Raw genomic sequence first — 17,716 nt, forward strand, 5'->3', positions numbered from 1 at the left:
TTGGCATAGCCCTTGCGACAGTCTCCTCCGACTGCGGCCATGGTCGACCGGCCGCCGAGATCGGATCTGGAGACAAAGTTATGGGTATCTTCGATGCAATGAACACCTCGGTGGGTGGCCTGCAGGCGCAGTCCTACGCGCTGCAGAACATTTCCGGCAACATCGCGAACTCATCCACCACCGCTTACAAGGGCATCGGCACCAGCTTCGTCGATCTCATTCCCGACTCATCGGTCCCGAGCAAGCAGGTCGCGGGCGGCGTGACGGCCAACGCCAAGGCCACCATCACCACGCAGGGTACGATCTCGGGCTCCAGCGTCGCCACCAACATGGCGATCACCGGTGACGGCTTCTTCTCGATTCAGAAGGCGACGGGCGTGGTCGACAACGCGCCGGTGTTCAGCGGCGTCACCTATTACACGCGGCGTGGCGACTTCCAGCTCAATGCCAACGGCAATCTGGTCAATGGCGCCGGCTACTATTTGATGGGTGTCACGGTCGACCCGAAGACCGGCAACCCGCAAGGCAACGTCGCGACAGTCCTGAAATTCCAGAACAACTTCATCCCGGCGCAGGCGACCACATCGATCCAGTACGCGGCCAACCTGCCGACCCAGCCGAACACCGTGGCGAGCACGACGGCGGCGACCAAGACGCTGCTGGCGGCCGGCGGACTGAACCCATCGGACTTCGCGGCCAACCCGCTGCCGGTCGGCACGCCGCCTCCGCCGTATGCAAACGCCACAACGTCCGGCGCTGCCGCGACCGGCAATATTCGCTCACCATACTCGTCGACCACGGCGACCGGCACAGCGGCGCTCCAGAACAACTCTGCGGCGGTCGCATCGACCACAACTTCGCTCGACAACGCCCTGGGTACGCATCTCGCCTCCACCACCCTCACCGCGCTCAGCGGCCAGGTGCTGACCGTCAACGGCAACACGATCACGTTCAACGGCGGCACCACTGTCGTGACGGCCGGCAGCAATACCACGATCGGTCTCGGCGCGGGCACGACGGCCACGGTGGCCAGCATCATCTCCGCGATCCAGTTGGCCGGCGGCGCCGGCGTTACCGCATCGCTCAACCCCAGCGGCAACATCGTGATCTCCAGCGGCACCAGCACCGACGTACCGGTTGGTAGCGGCCAGGCAGCCACGGCGCTCGGCATCAGCAGCGTAACGCGCGGCGGCAACGTGCTGTCCTCCCCAGCAATCTCGGGCGCCACGGTGCTGAGCGGCGCGGCGGCAGCCGGCGGCGCCGAGGTGATCACATCGGGCTTCTCCGCCGGCGACGTCATCACGGTCAATGGTCAGCCGCTGACCTTCATGGCGGCCGGCGCGTCAGGCCCGAACCAAATCAACGTCACCGACAACATCACGATGCTGCTCGGCAAGATCGACGCGCTCTCCGGTGCAACGGGGTCGTCGGTCAGCAGTGGCGGCGTGATCACGCTGAACACCGGCACAGCTTCCAACCTGTCGGTGGCGAGCTCCAACAGCGCAGCCTTCGCCGCGCTCGGCTTCACCTCGACCATCACCAAGAATCGTGACGGTGGTGGCGTTGCCGGTACCGGCGGCGTGATCGGCAATGACATCGCCACCTTCACCAAGGAATCGATCAGCGGTGGCGCGGTGACCGCCTACAACGCGGCCGGCACGCCGGTGAACCTGCAATTGCGCTGGGCCAAGACCGACAGCGCCTCGCTGGGCGCGGGCCATGCCGATAGCTGGAACATGTTCTACCAGACCGACCCGAATGCGACCGGCACGACCGTCGGCTGGGTCAATACCGGCCAGGCCTTCACCTTTGCCGCCGACGGCTCGCTAACCTCGCCGAGCGGCTCGGGGATCACCATCAACAACGTCAGCGTCAGCGGCCAATCGCTGGGCTCGGTCTCTTTCAACATCTCCTCGGGCGGACTGACGCAATATGCCAGCACCAGCGGCGCGGTCACCATCAACACCATCACCCAGAACGGCTATGCCGCCGGTCAGCTTCGCTCGGTTGCCGTCAACAACAACGGCCTCGTGGTCGGGACTTTCTCCAACGGCCAGAACCTCGACCTCGCACAGGTCTCGTTGTCGCACTTCAACGGCACCAACTACCTGAAGGCGCAGGACGGCGGCGCATACTCAGCGACCGAACAGTCGGGCGCAGCGATCGATGGCGCTTCCGGTTCGATCAGCGGCTCGTCGCTGGAAGGCTCGAACACCGACATCGCCGACGAATTCACCAAGCTGATCGTGACCCAGCAGGCCTATTCGGCCAACACCAAGGTGATCACGACGGCGAATACGATGGTGCAGGACCTCTTGAACGTGTTGCGCTGATTGAGGCGTGACGTAACCAAAGGCGGCAAGTCAACATGGGTTTGAGTTCAGCCCTCGCCAGTGCGATGAGCGGTCTGCGTGCCAATCAGGCTGCGCTCTCGATCGTTTCCTCGAACGTCGCCAACTCGCAGACGCCGGGTTACGTCGTCCAGACGCCGAACCAGATCGAGGTCACCACCGGCGACTTCGGCTCGACGGTGACGACGACCGGCGTCAGCCGCGAGCTCGACACCTATGTGCAGAAGCAGCTGCGCACCGAGACCGGCGGCGGCGGCTACGCCGACCAGATGGCCAACATTCTGAAGCAGCTTCAGAATGTCTATGGCACGCCCGGCAACAGCGGTACGCTCGAAACCGCGCTGAACAGTTTCACCACGGCGCTGCAGGCGTTGTCGACCAACGCGGGCTCCTCGTCGGCGCAAACGGTTGCGCTCGGCGCCGCGCAGACGCTGGCGCAGCAGCTCAACCTCACCACCAAGGGCATCCAGTCGCTGCGCTCCAACGTCGAGCAGGATCTCAGCACCTCGGCGCAGCAGGCCAACGCGGCGATGCAGCAAGTCGCCGACATCAACTCCAGACTCCAGGGCCTGTCGGAACACGACCCCTCGGCTGCGACGCTGATGGACCAGCGCGACCAGGCCATCAACACGTTGTCGAAATATGTCGACGTCCACGTCACCGTCGACGGGTCCAATCAGGCCAACATCTACACCACCACCGGCATCCAGCTGGTCGGCGCCGGGCTGGCCTCGCAATTCACCTTTGCGTCCGCCGGCGCGCTGTCGGCGACCTCGCTCTACAACATCGATCCGGCCAAATCCGGCGTTGGCGCGTTCAACATCAAGCTCCCGAACGGATCGTCGGTCGACGTCATCGCCAACAACGTGGTGTCTTCGGGCCAGATCGCGGCCGATCTGAAGCTGCGCGACCAGACGCTGGTGCAGGCGCAGAACCAGATCGACCAGTTCGCCGCAACGATGTCGAGCGCGTTGTCGGACAAGACCACGGCCGGCAGCACGGTCACCGGCCCGCCGGCCGGCTTCGATCTCGACCTTGCCGGGGCGGCGCCGGGCAACAGCGTCAACTTCAGCTACACCGACACGACCACCAACACGAAGCGACAGGTCACGCTGGTCAACGTGACTGATCCGGCGGCGCTGCCGCTGCAGAACCCCACCAACGCCAATCCGATGCAGATCGGGGTGAACTTCTCCGGCGGCATGAGCGCGATCGCCTCGGCGCTCAACACCGCACTTTCCGGCTCGCATCTGTCGTTCGCCGCCGCCCCGTCGCCGGCGACGGCCACCACATTGCGGGTGACCGACGACAACAGCGGCCTCGCCAAGGTCAATTCGGCCTCGATCACCAAGACGATCTCGTCGCTGACCTCGGGCAATCCGCAACTGCCGCTGTTCACCGATGGCGGCCAGGCGCTCTACACCGGCGCGATCACAGCATCGGGTTCGCAGATGACCGGCCTTGCCGGGCGCATCGCCGTGAACACGCAGCTCGCGACCGACCCGACCAGGCTGTCGATCTACAACACCTCGCCGGTGACGCCCACCGGCGACACCGCGCGCTCGGACTATCTCTATTCGCAGCTCACCTCGGCGGTGTTCTCCTATTCGCCGCAATCCGGTCTGGGCTCGGCGAGCCAGCCCTTCACCGGCAGCGTCTCGAACTACCTCCAGCAGTTCCTGAGCGTTCAGGGCAATGCCGCGACCCAGGCGACCCAGCTCCAGCAGGGCCAGAGCGTCGTGGTCTCGACGCTGCAGGCCAAGTTCAACTCGACCGCGAGCGTCAACCTGGACTCGGAGATGTCGAACCTGATCCAGCTCCAGAATGCCTATGCCGCCAACGCTCATGTCATGTCGGTGGTGCAGAGCATGATGAACACGCTGCTCCAGGCTCAAGTGTAACAAGTAACAGGGCTCTGAAACATGTCGATCAGCAGCATCAACTACTCCTCGTCGGTTCTCGGCTCGCAGATCCGCAACATCAACCAGCAGCTCACCGACCTGTCGACGCAGCTCTCGACCGGCAAGCTGTCGCAGAACTATTCCGGCATGGGCACCAACGAGGGCTTTGCGATCGCCGGGCGCGCGCAACTCTCCAACATCGCCGCCTATACCGACACGATGACCAACGTCAACGTCAGCATCAACCTCGCCAATACCGCGTTGCAGTCGCTGACCACGATCCGCAACACGGTGCAGACGGGTTCGGCCAACACCGCGCAGGATCTCAACGTCAACGGCCAGACGGTTGCGCAGAACACCGCAGCCGCGCAATTCGGCTCGATGGTCGGCGTTCTCAATACGCAATCCGGCAACCGCTATCTGTTCTCCGGCACCGCCTTCAACACGCCGTCGGTCGCGAATGCCGGCGACATCATCAACGGCACCACGACGCAGGCGGGCTTCAAGACCGTCATGGCGGAGCGCCAGGCCGCCGACCTCGGCGCCAACGGCATGGGCCGGCTGGTGCTGGCGACGCCACAGCCGACGCCGAACTCTGTGATGGTGTCGGAGGACGCGGCCGTATCGCCATTCGGCCTGAAGATCGCTGCAGTCTCCTCGACGTTGACCGGCGCGACGGTCACCGGCCCGAGCGGCTCGCCGGTGTCGTTCTCGGTTGACCTCAACGGCGTCAATCCGAAAAATGGCGACAAGCTCAGCGTGCAGTTCACGCTGCCCGATGGCTCGACCGAGCAGATTGACCTGACGGCGTCCACCGCGACGCCGACGCCTGTCGGCAGCTTTGCCATCGATGCAAGCGTCCCGGTCAACCCGAACAACACGGCGACGAACCTCAACACCGCGCTGAACACGGCGATCAAGAAGCTCGCCGGTACCTCGCTGGTGGCGGCCTCCGCCGTCACCGCCGGCGACAATTTCTTCAATACGGCGGGATCAGCCACCGCGAATGTGGCGGCCACCGGCAATCTGCGCTCCTATACCTCGACGACCGGGACGGGCTCGGTCGCGTTGCAGGACAGCGCATTGGCGATTGCGTCTACGACCACGTCGCTCGATTCTTCGGCGACACCCCATCTCAACGGGACCATTCTCAACGCGCTCGCCAACGCTCCGACCGGTACCACCCTGACCATCACCGGCGCGAGCGGCGCCCATACCATTACCTTCGACCCTAACGTCACCACTGTCACGACGGCTAGCGGCAATACCACGATCGGATTGGCTTCGGGCAGCGCCGCGAAGGTGTCTGATATCTTGAATGCAATCGCGACTGCCGCCGGCATCCCCGCCGCCAACGTGACTCTGAGCGCCGGCGGCAATATCCAGATCGCGACCGGCACCGGCACGGACGTGGCGGTCACCGGCGGCGCGGCGGCCACGGCGCTCGGTCTCAGCAGCGTGACGCGCGGCAGCGTGGCGTCGACGCCTCAGATCACCGGTTCAACTGTGCTGAGCGGCACTGCGACCACGGGCGGCCCGGAAGTCCTCTCAGCGGCGTTCCAGGCGGGGTCGGCGGGTCCGCCTGCCGTTAATCCCGATACGATCACGGTGAACGGTCAGACGCTGACTTTTGTCGCCTCGGGCGCCAGCGGCCCAAACCAGATCAACATCACGGACAACATCACAACTCTGCTTGGCAAGATCGATCAGATCACCGGCACCACGAAGCCGTCGACCATCCATGGCGGCGTGATCACGATCAACACGGACGATCCCGGGAGCCTCAACATCACGAGCTCAAACAGCACGGCGTTCGCGGCGCTCGGCTTCACGACCTCCCCGGTCACGGCGGCAAAGGCTCCGCTGCGCGTCGGCTCGTCGCCCCTCGGCTCGGCGACGACGCTGGTGAACGGCTCGGCCACCACCGTGCAATGGTACCTGGGCAATGACGGCCCCGGCTCGCCGCGCTCCACCGCGATGGCCCGGGTCGACGATTCCGTCACGGTGCAGTATGGCGCGCAGGCGAACGAGGACGCGATCCGCAAGGAGCTGCAGGCAGTCGCCGTGTTCGGGACGTTCTCGACCTCGCCGACCGGGCAGTATTCGGGCGGGCAGGTCGCCGCACTGAGCCTGCGGGTGACGCAGGCCCTGACCAAGCAGCCCGGCCAGCAGCGCATCGAGGACATCCAGACCGACATCGCGATGGCCCAGAACACCATGAAGGACGCGGGTACGCGCCAGACCCAGGCCAAGGCGCAGCTCCAGACTATCATCGACCAGGCGGAATCGGCGCCGCCGGACCAAGTTGCGAGCGAGATCCTGTCGCTCCAGAATGCACTCCAGGCGTCCTACCAGGTGACCTCGAACCTCGCGCAGCTCTCGCTCGTCAAGTTCCTGTAAGCGGGCGTTAAGGCGCCGTTAACCATGCCTCTTTACCTCTTGGTGAGGATTGCAGCGGGGCGGAGCTGACGATGTCGGAGAAGATGAAACTGGTGGTGGCCACGCCATGTTTCGGCGGGCAGGTGACGAGCATCTATGCGAGCTCGATCTTCGCGCTCCAGCGCGCCGTGCACGGCATGGCCAATCTCGAGCTCAAGGTGCTGCTGCGCGACGGCGATGCGCTGATCACGCGCGCGCGGGCCAATTTGGCCGCGATGTTCCTGGACGATCCCGAAGCGACGCATTTCCTGTTCATCGATGCCGACATCGGCTTCAAGCCGGAGCAGGTGTTCCGGCTGATCGAGTGCGGCGCGGACGTCGTCGCCGGCTGCTATCCGATCAAGCGGATCAACTGGGACAAGGCCGCGCGGGCGATCCAGTCCGGCCGCGCCGACGTGCCGGCCGCATCGCTCGACTACGTGCTCGAGATCGAGGACCCCGACCGCATCGTGGTAGTGAACGGATTCACCCGTGCGCGCTACGCCGGCACCGGCTTCCTGATGATCCGGCGCTCCGTGCTCGAGGCGATGTGCCGCCATCCGGCCTACGCGGCATTGCAATTCTTCCGCGAGCATTCGCACGATACGCTGGCGGCGAGCCAGAACCGGTTTGCCTTGTTCGAATGCATGATCGATGCGGCGACCGGCACCTATCTGTCCGAGGACTTCGCCTTCTGCAAGCGCTGGACCGACATCGGCGGCGAGATCTGGGCCGACATCCAGAGCTCGCTCGATCACGTCGGACCGTCGGTGTTCCACGGCGACATCACCTCGCAATTCGCACCGGCGCCCGCGGCGGCGGCCGATGCGGCGTGAGCCTTTCGGGATGAGCGCCGGCGCATCCCGTCTGTCAGCCAGCGAGCGCGCGTCCGACGGCGGCTCGCGCTATCGCCTGCGCGATCTCTTCACACCGCTGGATACGCTGCTCGCCTCCGGCGGAGATCCGCGGCTGGCGCTCGATCCGAACGACCGTGTCAACGCCTATGGCTGCGCGGCTTCGCCGGAGCCGGAGCTCTGGAATTTTGCTTCCGCAACCGCGTCGACGATCTCGCAGATGGCATACGACCGTGCCGCGTTGGCGCGCGAAGAGCTGATGCACAAGTGCCTGTTCGACGAGGTCGAAATCGCCTTCGACGCCCGCTGCGAGGACATGCGCGAGGAGCTGCGCGGCCACCTTGCGCTCTCGTCGCGCATCGACGTCGTGTTCTCGCCGTCCGGCACGGACTCCCAGCTTCACGCACTGTTCGTGGCGCGCGCAGTGCTCGGCGCGGCGCCGGTGACGATCGTGGTCGGCGCCGACCAGACCGGAAGCGGAACGCCGCATACTGCACGCGGCCACCATTTCAGCACGATGACCGCGGGCGGCATGGCCGTGCGCAAGGACGGCGCGGTGACGGGGCTCGCCGGCGACAGCATTGCTGTGCCGCTGATCGACATGGCGGCCGGCATTGCGATGCGCACCGATGCCGATGCCGCCGTGCTGCGCGCGGTCGAGACCAGCCTCGCGCAAGGCCGCCGCGTTTTGTTGCAGATCATGGATTCGTCAAAACTCGGTTGGCGCGCTCCAAGCGAGGCCTGTCTCGATGAGATCGCGCGGCGCTGGCCGCGCAAGGTTCAATTCGTCGTCGATGCCTGTCAGGCGCGGCTCGGCCGCCGGCGGCTGCGCGCCTATCTCGACCGCGGTTACATGGTGCTGATCACCGGTTCGAAATTCTTCGGCGGACCCGCCTTCAGCGGTGCGCTGCTGCTGCCGAAAGGCCTGTCGCGGTCGATCGACCGGATGAGCGCGATCGCGCCTGGCATCTTCGATTATGCCGGCCGCTGCGACTGGCCGGTGGCGTGGACGACGCTACGCTCGCGCTTCGAGCGCCGGCCGAATTTCGGTCAATGGCTGCGCTGGGAGGCGGCGCTGGCCGAGATCGGCAGCTACTACGCCGTGCCCGGGGCTTTCCGCGCCAGGATGCTGGCCGAGCTTGCAGCCGGCATCGACAACATGATCGCGTTGTCGCCGTCGCTTCGCGCCGTTCCCACCGCGATCGAGAAGTCAGGCGCGGACGACGAGGAATTCGCACAAGCCACGATCTTTCCGTTCACGCTGCTGCGCGGCGGCAAGCCGGTCTCGATCGCCGAGACCAGCGCCGTGCATCGGGCGCTGGCGCGCGACATGGCCGAGGAGATCAGCGGCAGCGCGGCGGACCGGCAAGTGGCCGCCCAGCGCTGTCTCGTCGGCCAGCCGGTCCGACTGGAGCGGCAGGACGGCGCGCCGCAGGCCGTGTTGCGCCTCTGCGTCGGCGCACGATTGGTGACCGAGGCGTGGTCGCCGGATGCAATGCAGACGCAACGCAATGTGCAGCAGGTTCTCGATCGCATCGCACATGTGCTGGTGAAGATCGAGCTGCTGCTTGATCGTGGCGCGGTCGCGGCCGTGCCGATAAAGCCCGCGTTCGAGGTGTGAGATGCAACATCCAGTTTCCGCGCCGAGCGGCGTGACCGCGCCGAACCATGCCGACCGCATCGGCTTTGCGCAGTTGACGCGCCGCGCCTTCGAGGGCGGCGACCTGCATCCGTTGCGCGACCGGCTGCTGTCGCGGATCGAGGAGGGGACGGCCGAGGCGGGCGAAGGCCTCGACCTCTCGCTGATTGCCCAGCTTCTCGGCGAGAAGGAGGCCGGGCTGGTGATCCAGACCGAGGTGCTCTCCTTCCACCAATTGTTTCGTACGCCTTGCGCTGCTCCAAAACCCCGCCTGCGCGTGCTCGCGCTCGCCGCCGATATCGACATGGGCGGCAACACGCCGATCGACTTCCTGCTTGAAGACTCCGACATCGAGCTGTTGACGCTTTACGTGGTCAAGGGCATCGGCCTGCCGGAGACTTTGCCCGAGCACGACGTCGCCATCGTGATCGCATCCGATTCCGAGGAGTGCCGGGAGGCGCTCGCGCTGATCGAGAAGGCCGCGCCGCGTTGGCCGAGGCCGCTGCTCAATCGTCCGGATCTCATCGGCAATCTCGATCGCGACAAGCTGTATCGTCTGCTGGCGGGCGTGCCCGGTCTCGACATTCCCGTGACCGCCCCCACCACGCGCGCGCAATTGTCGGAGCTTTCGCGAGGCAAGATCGTTTGCGAGGAGATCACGGGCGAACTGCATTTTCCGATGATCGTGCGGCCGCGCGGCACGCATGCCGGCGTCGGGCTTGCCAAGCTTGACGACGCGGTGGCGCTCGCGGCTTATCTTGCCGAGCGGCAAGAGCAGGACTTCTTCGTTGCGCGTTTCGTCGACTATGCGAGTTCCGACGGACTCTACCGCAAATATCGTCTCGCCATGGTCGACGGCAAACCCTATGCATGTCACATGGCGATCGCCGATCGCTGGGACATCTGGTATCTCAACGCCTTCATGGCGTTCAGCGAGGAGAAGCGGGCCGAGGAAGCCGTCTTCATGCTCGACTTCGACCATGCGTTCGCTGCGCGCCACAAAATCGCGCTGGACGAAATGAGCAGGCGCGTCGGCCTCGATTACTTCATCGTCGATTGCGCCGAGAACCAGAACCGCGAGCTGTTGGTCTTCGAAGCCGACAACACCGCCGTCGTGCACAACATGGATCCGCCGGCCGTGTTTCCGTACAAGCCACCGCAGATGCGCAAGATCTTCGCGGCGTTCACGGCGATGCTGTCGCGGCATGCAAGAGCGGACGAGGAGAGTGCAGCATGAACGAGATCATCCGCAACGCACAAAGCTCCGTCACGCACACTTCGCTCGATCCGCAGGACTGGAGCGAATTTCGCGCGCTCGCCCATCGCATGCTTGACGAGACGATCGACGGCATCGCCAACGTTCGCGCGCATCCGGTGTGGCAGCCGATCCCCGACGGCGTTCGTGCGGCATTCAAGGCCGACGTGCCACGCGAGGCGAGCGATCTCGCCGACGTCTATCGCGACTTCTCCGAACATGTCGCGCCCTATGCGACCGGGAACGTCCATCCCGGTTTCATGGGCTGGGTGCATGGCGGCGGCACAGCGGTCGGCATGGTCGCGGAAATGCTCGCGGCGGGTCTCAACGCCAATCTCGGCGGCCGCGACCATATGCCGATCGAGGTCGAGCGCCAGGTCGTCGACTGGATAAGCCGCCTGTTCGCCTTCCCGGAAAGCGCGAGCGGCATCTTCGTCACGGGCACGTCGATGGCGAATCTGATAGCAGTGCTGGTGGCACGTACGAGCGCGCTCGGCACGCTGGCGCGGCAGTACGGCATCGGCAATGACGGTGCGCTTCTCACCGCCTATACGTCGCAGGCCGCGCATGGCTGCGTCTCGAGGGCGATGGACATCGCCGGGCTCGGCAGCGACGCGCTGCGCAAGATCGGCGTCGATGCCGATCATCGCATGGACGTTGCCGCGCTCCGTGCGCAGATCGCGATCGATCGCGAGGTCGGATTCAAACCGTTCCTGGTCGTCGCATCCGCCGGTACGGTCGATATCGGCGCGGTCGACGATCTCAAGGCGATCGCGCAGCTGTGCCGCGAGGAAGGAATCTGGTTTCACGTCGACGGCGCCTTCGGTGCGCTCGCGATCCTGTCGCCCGAACTTGCGCCGCTGCTGGGCGGCATCGAGCTTGCTGATTCCATTGCGCTGGACTTCCACAAATGGGGACAGGTGCCTTATGACGCCGGCTTCCTGCTGGTGCGCGACGGCGAGCAGCATCGGCAGGCCTTTGCGCAGCCCGCGGCCTATCTGCGCCGCGAGGCGAGGGGACTTGCGGCCGGCGCGATCTGGCCCTGCGATCTCGGTCCCGATCTGTCGCGCGGCTTCCGTGCGCTGAAGACGTGGTTCACGCTGAAGACGTTCGGCACCGATCGGCTTGGTGCGGTGATCGCGCGAAGCTGTGCGCTGGCGAAATATCTGGAGACGCGCGTTCTGGCTGAGCCGCGGCTGGAATTGCTGGCACCGGTCAATCTCAACATCGTCTGCTTCCGTTACCGCGCCGCCGACGAGGTCAATCGCGAGATCGTCGCCGACATCCAGGAGTCCGGTATCGCGGCGCCCTCGAGCACGACGCTGGACGGCAGGTTTGCGATCCGCGCCGCGATCGTCAATCACCGTACTGAGGAGTCCGACATCGATGCGCTGGTCGCAGCCGTACTGGAATTCGGCGGACGACGGAGCGGGGGAGTGATCGAAGTCGAGGCGCCGCCGCTCGCGGCACAGTAGCTCGATGTATGTCTGAAACGACAACGGCCCCGGAGAGGATCCGGGGCCGTTGTCGTTTATGAGGCTTGGTCGTTCGTCCGGCCCGGTCGTTCGCGCCGCGTGGGCCTGCGAGCGCGTGGGATCAGGCGGCGGTGCTGACGTCGTTCTGGCCCGCTTCCGTCTTGGGATGCGTGGCCTCGAACTGGCCCCGCAACTTCTCTTCATAGGCGATCAGCTTGCGGGCATCCTTCAGCGCGCGATAGAGGTCGCCGTTGAGGATGTTGTTGTTGATGCCCTCGATGATCGGCCAGGAACTCGGCACCGCGGTGACGATGTCGCGCACCAGGTTGAAATAGGTGCCGTGCTGGGTCTGTGGATCCGGCGAGATGTACATGAGCTGGACCGCCAGATAGACGAGCTTGGCGGGCGAGTCGGCGGTCTCCGGCGTGAGGATGTCGCGCTCGCGCAGGATCGGCACGTTGTCGCCGTCGATCAGAAGGCGGGCGCGCTGGTCGGTGTTGGTTATCACGCAGTTACCGACGATGATGCGTTCGTGCGGTCTGAGCTCGACCTTGAGGGCCATGCCTATTCTCCATCAACGCTTTCGTAACCGAGCGTGTGTTGCGGCGGATCAGGGCGCAATACTCCATCAAGACTAGTTAACGAGTTGTAAATCCCGGCCGATGCCGCGGAAAAGCTCAATCATATCAAGGCAAAAAACGCCCGGCTGCGTGGCGTCGCGAGTGTGCGAATGGGCCGAATCGCGCGCCGACTCAGCAAAAGCGCCGATTTCATTTCATGTTTCGTTAGAGGACTCCGCCCCACGGTCCGCCGGTCGCTGGGTCACTCGATCCATGCAGACGCGTAACAGTAAGCGTCGTTTACCAGAAAGGTAACACCCAATGTCCGGTATCGTTCTCTCCTCCTCGGTTCGTCAGAACCTGCTCTCCCTCCAGTCCACCGCTGATCTTCTCGCCACCACGCAGAACCGTCTGTCGACCGGCAAGAGCGTCAATTCGGCTCTGGACAATCCCACCAACTTCTTCACGGCACAGTCGCTCGACAACCGCGCCAGCGACATCAACAATCTGCTCGATGGCATCGCCAACGGCGTGCAGGTGCTGCAGGCCGCCAACACCGGCATCACCTCGCTGCAGAAGCTGATCGATAGCGCCAAGTCGATCGCCAACCAGGCGCTGCAGACCACCGTCGGCTATTCCACCAAGTCCAACGTCTCCGCCTCGATCGCGGGTGCAACGGCGGCCGATTTGCGCGGCACCACGAGCTTCGCCAGCGCGACTGCCAGCAGCAACGTCGTCTATAGCGGCGCGGCCGGCGGCACCACGGCGGCGAGCGGCACCACGACGGTCGGCGCCACCATCGGTTCGTTCACGGGCACTGCGGGAACGGCCGGCGACGGCACCACGGCCCTGACCGGCGCCATCACCCTGATCGCCACCAACGGCACGACTGCAACCGGCCTGGCCACCAACGCCCAGCCCGCCGACGGCGACACGCTGACGGTGAACGGCAAGACCATCACCTTCCGTACGGGCTCTGCGCCGGCCTCGACCGCGGTTGCGTCCGGTTCGGGCGTCAGCGGCAACCTCGTCACCGACGGCAGCGGCAACTCCACCGTCTATCTCGGCACCGCAGGCACCCCGACTGCAACCGTCGCCGATCTGTTGACCGCGGTCGATCTCGCCAGCGGCGTGAAGACGGCGTCCATCACGGCGGGTGCCGCGACGCTCGCTACCAGCGCAGGCCAGACCGCTTCGAGCGTTGGCGGCGGCGCCGTCACGCTGAAGAGCTCGACGGGTGCGGATCTGAGCGTCACCGGCAAGGCCGACCTGCTCAAGGCTCTTGGCCTGAGCTCGGCAGTGGGCGGCGGCAATGCCAGCGTGTCCGTCAACCGGACCACGACATCAGGCTCGCTGGGTGCGACGATCGCCGACGGTTCAACGCTGAACGTCGACGGACACGTGATCACCTTCAAGAACGCGCCGATCCCGGGATCGACCGGTGCTCCGAGCGTTCCGAGCGGTTATGGTGCGAGCGGTAACGTCCTCACCGACGGCGCCGGCAACTCGACGGTCTATCTGCAGGCCGGCACGGTCAACGACGTGCTGAAGGCGATCGACCTTGCCACCGGCGTGCAGACCGCGACGGTCAACGCCAACGGCACCGCGACGCTTGCGACTGCAACCGGCCAGACCAACTCGTCGATCAACGCCTCGGGTCAGCTCAAGCTCTCGACCGGCGTCAATGCCGACCTGTCGATCACCGGCACCGGCAATGCGCTGAACGCGCTCGGTCTTGCCGGCAACACCGGGACCTCGACCGCCTTCACTGCGGCGCGGACCTCGGGCGTCGGCGGTATCAGCGGCAAGACCTTGACCTTCTCTTCCTTCAACGGCGGCACGGCGGTCAATGTCACCTTCGGCGACGGCACCAACGGCACGGTCAAGACGCTCGATCAACTCAACACGAAGCTTCAGGCCAACAACCTGACGGCGACGATCGACGCCAACGGCCTGCTGACGGTCTCGACCACCAACGACTACGCGTCCTCGACGATCGGGTCGAGTGCCGCGGGTGGTGCGATCGGCGGTACGCTGACCTCATCGCTCACGTTCTCGACGGCTTCCAGCCCCGTCCAGGACACGGTCGCCCAGACCTCGCGTTCGAACCTGGTCAGCCAGTACAACAACATCCTGAACCAGATCGACACGACCTCGCAGGACTCCTCGTTCAACGGCGTCAACCTGTTGAACGGCGACCAGCTCAAGCTGGTGTTCGACGAGACCGGCAAGTCGAACCTCAGCATCACCGGCGTGACCTACAACTCCAAGGGTCTCGGCCTCGCAGCGCTGACCAGCGGTGTCGACTTCATCGACAACTCCGCGACCAACAAGGTGCTGTCGAACCTGAACGCCGCGTCGAGCACGCTGCGCTCGGAAGCGTCGAGCCTCGGTTCGAACCTCTCGGTGGTGCAGGTTCGTCAGGACTTCAACAAGAGCCTGATCAACGTGCTGCAGACCGGTTCGTCCAACCTGACGCTGGCCGACACCAACACCGAAGCGGCCAACAGCCAGGCTCTGTCGACCCGCCAGTCCATCGCGGTCTCCGCGCTGTCGCTGGCCAACCAGTCGCAGCAGAGCGTGCTGCAGCTGCTCCGCTAAGTAGCGGACGACATCGCAAGCAAGATCTGGCGGCGGGGCTTCGGCTCCGCCGCTTTCTTTTTACGGCGGCATCAGAGTGCCGCTCACGAAGCAGAGACGATGCATCCGGATGCAGCCGATTGCTTACTCTGAGTTATGGTTGACAAGTCGCAAACGCCGGGTCGTTGCGCGAAAAAGCATCATGCTATCATGACGATATGGACGAGCCTGAGATGGCTCCGATTGCTCATATGGTGAATCCGCGCAAGGACTGGCGCGACACGCTTCATGCTTTGTTAGCCGTCTGTGTTCACCGTCCCGGACATCGATTAATCCTAATCGAAGTTTGTTGCGTTGCGTACCAGAAGGGTAACACTCAATGTCCGGTATTGTTCTCTCCTCGTCGGTTCGTCAGAACCTGCTCTCCCTCCAGTCCACCGCTGATCTTCTCGCCACCACCCAAAGCCGTCTGTCGACCGGCAAGAGCGTCAATTCGGCCCTGGACAATCCCACCAACTTCTTCACGGCACAGTCACTCGACAACCGCGCCAGCGACATCAACAATCTGCTCGACGGCATCGCCAACGGCGTGCAGGTGCTGCAGGCTGCCAACACCGGCATCACCTCGCTGCAGAAGCTGATCGACAGCGCCAAGTCGATCGCCAACCAGGCGCTGCAGACCACCGTCGGCTACTCCACCAAGTCAAATGTCTCCACCACGATCGCGGGTGCGACGGCCGCCGACTTGCGCGGTACCACCTCGTTCGCCAGCGCGACCGCCAGCAGCAACGTCGTGTATAACGGCACGGCCGGCGGCACCACGGCGGCAACCGGCACCACGACGCTCGGTGCGACCCTCGGTTCGTTCACGGGCACTGCGGGAACGGCCGGCGACGGCACCACGGCCCTGACCGGCGCCATCACCCTGATCGCCACCAACGGCACGACTGCAACCGGCCTGGCCACCAACGCCCAGCCCGCCGACGGCGACACGCTGACGGTGAACGGCAAGACCATCACCTTCCGCTCGGGCTCTGCTCCGGCGTCGACCGCGGTTGCGTCCGGTTCGGGCGTCAGCGGCAACCTCGTCACCGACGGCAGCGGCAACACCACCGTCTATCTCGGCACCGCGGGCACCCCGGCTGCAACCGTCGCCGATCTGTTGACCGCGGTCGATCTCGCCAGCGGCGTGAAGACGGCGTCCATCACGGCGGGTGCCGCGACGCTCGCCACCAGCGCAGGCCAGACCGCTTCGAGCGTTGGCGGCGGCGCCGTCACGCTGAAGAGCTCGACGGGTGCGGATCTCAGCGTCACCGGCAAAGCCGACGTGCTCAAGGCTCTTGGCCTGAGCTCGGCAGTGGGCGGCGGCAATGCCAGCGTGTCCGTCAACCGGACCACGACATCAGGTTCGCTGGGTGCCACGATCGCTGACGGTTCGACGCTGAACGTCGACGGACACGTCATCACCTTCAAGAACGCGCCGATCCCGGGATCGACCGGTGCTCCGAGCGTTCCGAGCGGCTATGGTGCCAGCGGTAACGTCCTCACCGACGGCGCCGGCAACTCGACGGTCTATCTGCAGGCCGGCACGGTCAACGACGTGCTGAAGGCGATCGACCTTGCCACCGGCGTGCAGACCGCGACGGTCAACGCCAACGGCACCGCGACGCTTGCGACTGCAACCGGCCAGACCAACTCGTCGATCAACGCCTCTGGTCAGCTCAAGGTCTCGACCGGCGTCAATGCCGACCTGTCGATCACCGGCACCGGCAATGCGCTGAACGCGCTTGGCTTCGCCGGCAACACCGGCACTGCGAGCGCCTTCACCGCGGCACGGACCTCGGGCGTCGGCGGCCTCACAGGCAAGACCCTGACCTTCTCCTCCTTCAACGGCGGCACGGCGGTCAATGCCACCTTCGGCGACGGCACCAACGGCACGGTCAAGACGCTCGATCAGCTCAACACGAAGCTTCAGGCCAACAACCTGACGGCGACAATCGACGCCAACGGCCTGCTGACGGTTTCGACCACCAACGACTACGCGTCCTCGACGATCGGTTCGAGCGCCGCGGGTGGTGCGATCGGCGGCACGCTGACCTCATCCCTGACGTTCTCGACGGCTTCCAGCCCCGTCCAGGACACGGTTGCCCAGACCTCGCGTTCGAACCTGGTCGGCCAGTACAACAACATCCTTGCGCAGATCGACTCGACCTCGCAGGACTCCTCGTTCAACGGCGTCAACCTGTTGAACGGCGACCAGCTCAAGCTGGTGTTCGACGAGACCGGCAAGTCAAACCTCAGCATCACGGGCGTGACCTATAACTCCAAGGGTCTCGGCCTCGCCTCGCTGACCAGCGGTGTCGACTTCATCGACAACGCCGCGACCAACAAGGTGCTGACCAATCTGAACTCGGCGTCGAGCACGCTGCGTTCGGAAGCGTCGAGCCTTGGTTCAAACCTCACGATCGTGCAGGTGCGTCAGGACTTCAACAAAAACCTGATCAACGTGCTGCAGACCGGTTCGTCCAACCTGACGCTGGCCGACACCAACGTCGAAGCCGCGAACAGCCAGGCGCTGTCGACCCGCCAGTCGATCGCGGTCTCCGCGCTGTCGCTGGCCAACCAGTCGCAGCAGAGCGTGCTGCAGCTGCTCCGCTAACAAGCGGAGGACATCGCAAGCAGG

10 protein-coding genes are annotated in these 17,716 nt (G+C 64.9%); 9 read left to right on the forward strand and 1 reads right to left on the reverse strand.

The window, feature by feature from the left end:
• Nucleotides 1-80: 80 nt before the first annotated feature.
• The 7 genes from IVB41_RS28190 to IVB41_RS28220 all read left to right on the forward strand — a co-directional run bounded on the left by IVB41_RS28190 (nt 81) and on the right by IVB41_RS28220 (nt 11,893).
• Entirely contained in the window at nt 81-2,333 is a 2,253-nt protein-coding gene (locus IVB41_RS28190) for a flagellar hook-basal body complex protein (RefSeq protein WP_027566879.1), read from the forward strand.
• Between the two features lie 35 nt (nt 2,334-2,368).
• Complete coding sequence (gene flgK, locus IVB41_RS28195) at nt 2,369-4,252, forward strand: flagellar hook-associated protein FlgK (RefSeq protein ID WP_247437335.1); 1,884 nt, start codon at nt 2,369-2,371, stop codon at nt 4,250-4,252.
• A gap of 21 nt (nt 4,253-4,273) precedes the next feature.
• Entirely contained in the window at nt 4,274-6,652 is a 2,379-nt protein-coding gene (locus IVB41_RS28200) for a flagellar hook associated protein (protein ID WP_247437337.1), read from the forward strand.
• A gap of 71 nt (nt 6,653-6,723) precedes the next feature.
• A complete protein-coding gene (locus IVB41_RS28205) occupies nt 6,724-7,506 on the forward strand; it encodes a hypothetical protein (RefSeq protein ID WP_247437338.1) in 783 nt (260 codons plus the stop codon).
• Nucleotides 7,496-9,145, forward strand: a complete 1,650-nt coding sequence (locus tag IVB41_RS28210; RefSeq protein WP_247437341.1) for a hypothetical protein — start codon at nt 7,496-7,498, stop codon at nt 9,143-9,145. Before IVB41_RS28205 ends, IVB41_RS28210 begins: the two co-directional genes overlap by 11 nt.
• Nucleotide 9,146: 1 nt before the next feature.
• Nucleotides 9,147-10,400 carry a RimK family alpha-L-glutamate ligase gene (locus IVB41_RS28215; protein ID WP_247437343.1) on the forward strand — a complete coding sequence of 418 codons (1,254 nt, stop codon included), beginning with the start codon at nt 9,147-9,149 and terminating at the stop codon, nt 10,398-10,400.
• Nucleotides 10,397-11,893, forward strand: a complete 1,497-nt coding sequence (locus IVB41_RS28220) for an aspartate aminotransferase family protein (protein WP_247437345.1) — start codon at nt 10,397-10,399, stop codon at nt 11,891-11,893. Before IVB41_RS28215 ends, IVB41_RS28220 begins: the two co-directional genes overlap by 4 nt.
• A 121-nt stretch (nt 11,894-12,014) precedes the next feature.
• Here IVB41_RS28220 and flbT read toward each other — a convergent pair whose 3' ends face one another.
• Nucleotides 12,015-12,455: a flagellar biosynthesis repressor FlbT gene (flbT, locus tag IVB41_RS28225; protein WP_106946838.1), complete on the reverse strand. Its 441-nt coding sequence runs from the start codon at nt 12,453-12,455 to the stop codon at nt 12,015-12,017.
• A 319-nt stretch (nt 12,456-12,774) separates the two neighbouring features.
• Here flbT and IVB41_RS28230 point away from each other — a divergent pair, with 319 nt between their 5' ends.
• Both IVB41_RS28230 and IVB41_RS28235 read left to right on the forward strand, forming a co-directional pair.
• Nucleotides 12,775-15,054: a DUF1522 domain-containing protein gene (locus IVB41_RS28230; protein WP_247437347.1), complete on the forward strand. Its 2,280-nt coding sequence runs from the start codon at nt 12,775-12,777 to the stop codon at nt 15,052-15,054.
• A 358-nt stretch (nt 15,055-15,412) separates the two neighbouring features.
• Nucleotides 15,413-17,692, forward strand: a complete 2,280-nt coding sequence (locus IVB41_RS28235) for a DUF1522 domain-containing protein (RefSeq protein ID WP_247437349.1) — start codon at nt 15,413-15,415, stop codon at nt 17,690-17,692.
• The last annotated feature ends 24 nt before the right edge of the window (nt 17,693-17,716 follow it).

Source organism: Bradyrhizobium sp. 44 (assembly GCF_023073095.1).
GTDB lineage: Bacteria > Pseudomonadota > Alphaproteobacteria > Rhizobiales > Xanthobacteraceae > Bradyrhizobium.

What these genes read in the sequence shown, in the direction of transcription:
- IVB41_RS28190 (WP_027566879.1), top strand. Translation starts at nt 81, where the DNA reads ATGGGTATCTTCGATGCAATGAACACCTCGGTGGGTGGCCTGCAGGCG.
- flgK (WP_247437335.1), top strand. Translation starts at nt 2,369, where the DNA reads ATGGGTTTGAGTTCAGCCCTCGCCAGTGCGATGAGCGGTCTGCGTGCC.
- IVB41_RS28200 (WP_247437337.1), top strand. Translation starts at nt 4,274, where the DNA reads ATGTCGATCAGCAGCATCAACTACTCCTCGTCGGTTCTCGGCTCGCAG.
- IVB41_RS28205 (WP_247437338.1), top strand. Translation starts at nt 6,724, where the DNA reads ATGTCGGAGAAGATGAAACTGGTGGTGGCCACGCCATGTTTCGGCGGG.
- IVB41_RS28210 (WP_247437341.1), top strand. Translation starts at nt 7,496, where the DNA reads ATGCGGCGTGAGCCTTTCGGGATGAGCGCCGGCGCATCCCGTCTGTCA.
- IVB41_RS28215 (WP_247437343.1), top strand. Translation starts at nt 9,147, where the DNA reads ATGCAACATCCAGTTTCCGCGCCGAGCGGCGTGACCGCGCCGAACCAT.
- IVB41_RS28220 (WP_247437345.1), top strand. Translation starts at nt 10,397, where the DNA reads ATGAACGAGATCATCCGCAACGCACAAAGCTCCGTCACGCACACTTCG.
- flbT (WP_106946838.1), bottom strand. Translation starts at nt 12,455, where the DNA reads ATGGCCCTCAAGGTCGAGCTCAGACCGCACGAACGCATCATCGTCGGT.
- IVB41_RS28230 (WP_247437347.1), top strand. Translation starts at nt 12,775, where the DNA reads ATGTCCGGTATCGTTCTCTCCTCCTCGGTTCGTCAGAACCTGCTCTCC.
- IVB41_RS28235 (WP_247437349.1), top strand. Translation starts at nt 15,413, where the DNA reads ATGTCCGGTATTGTTCTCTCCTCGTCGGTTCGTCAGAACCTGCTCTCC.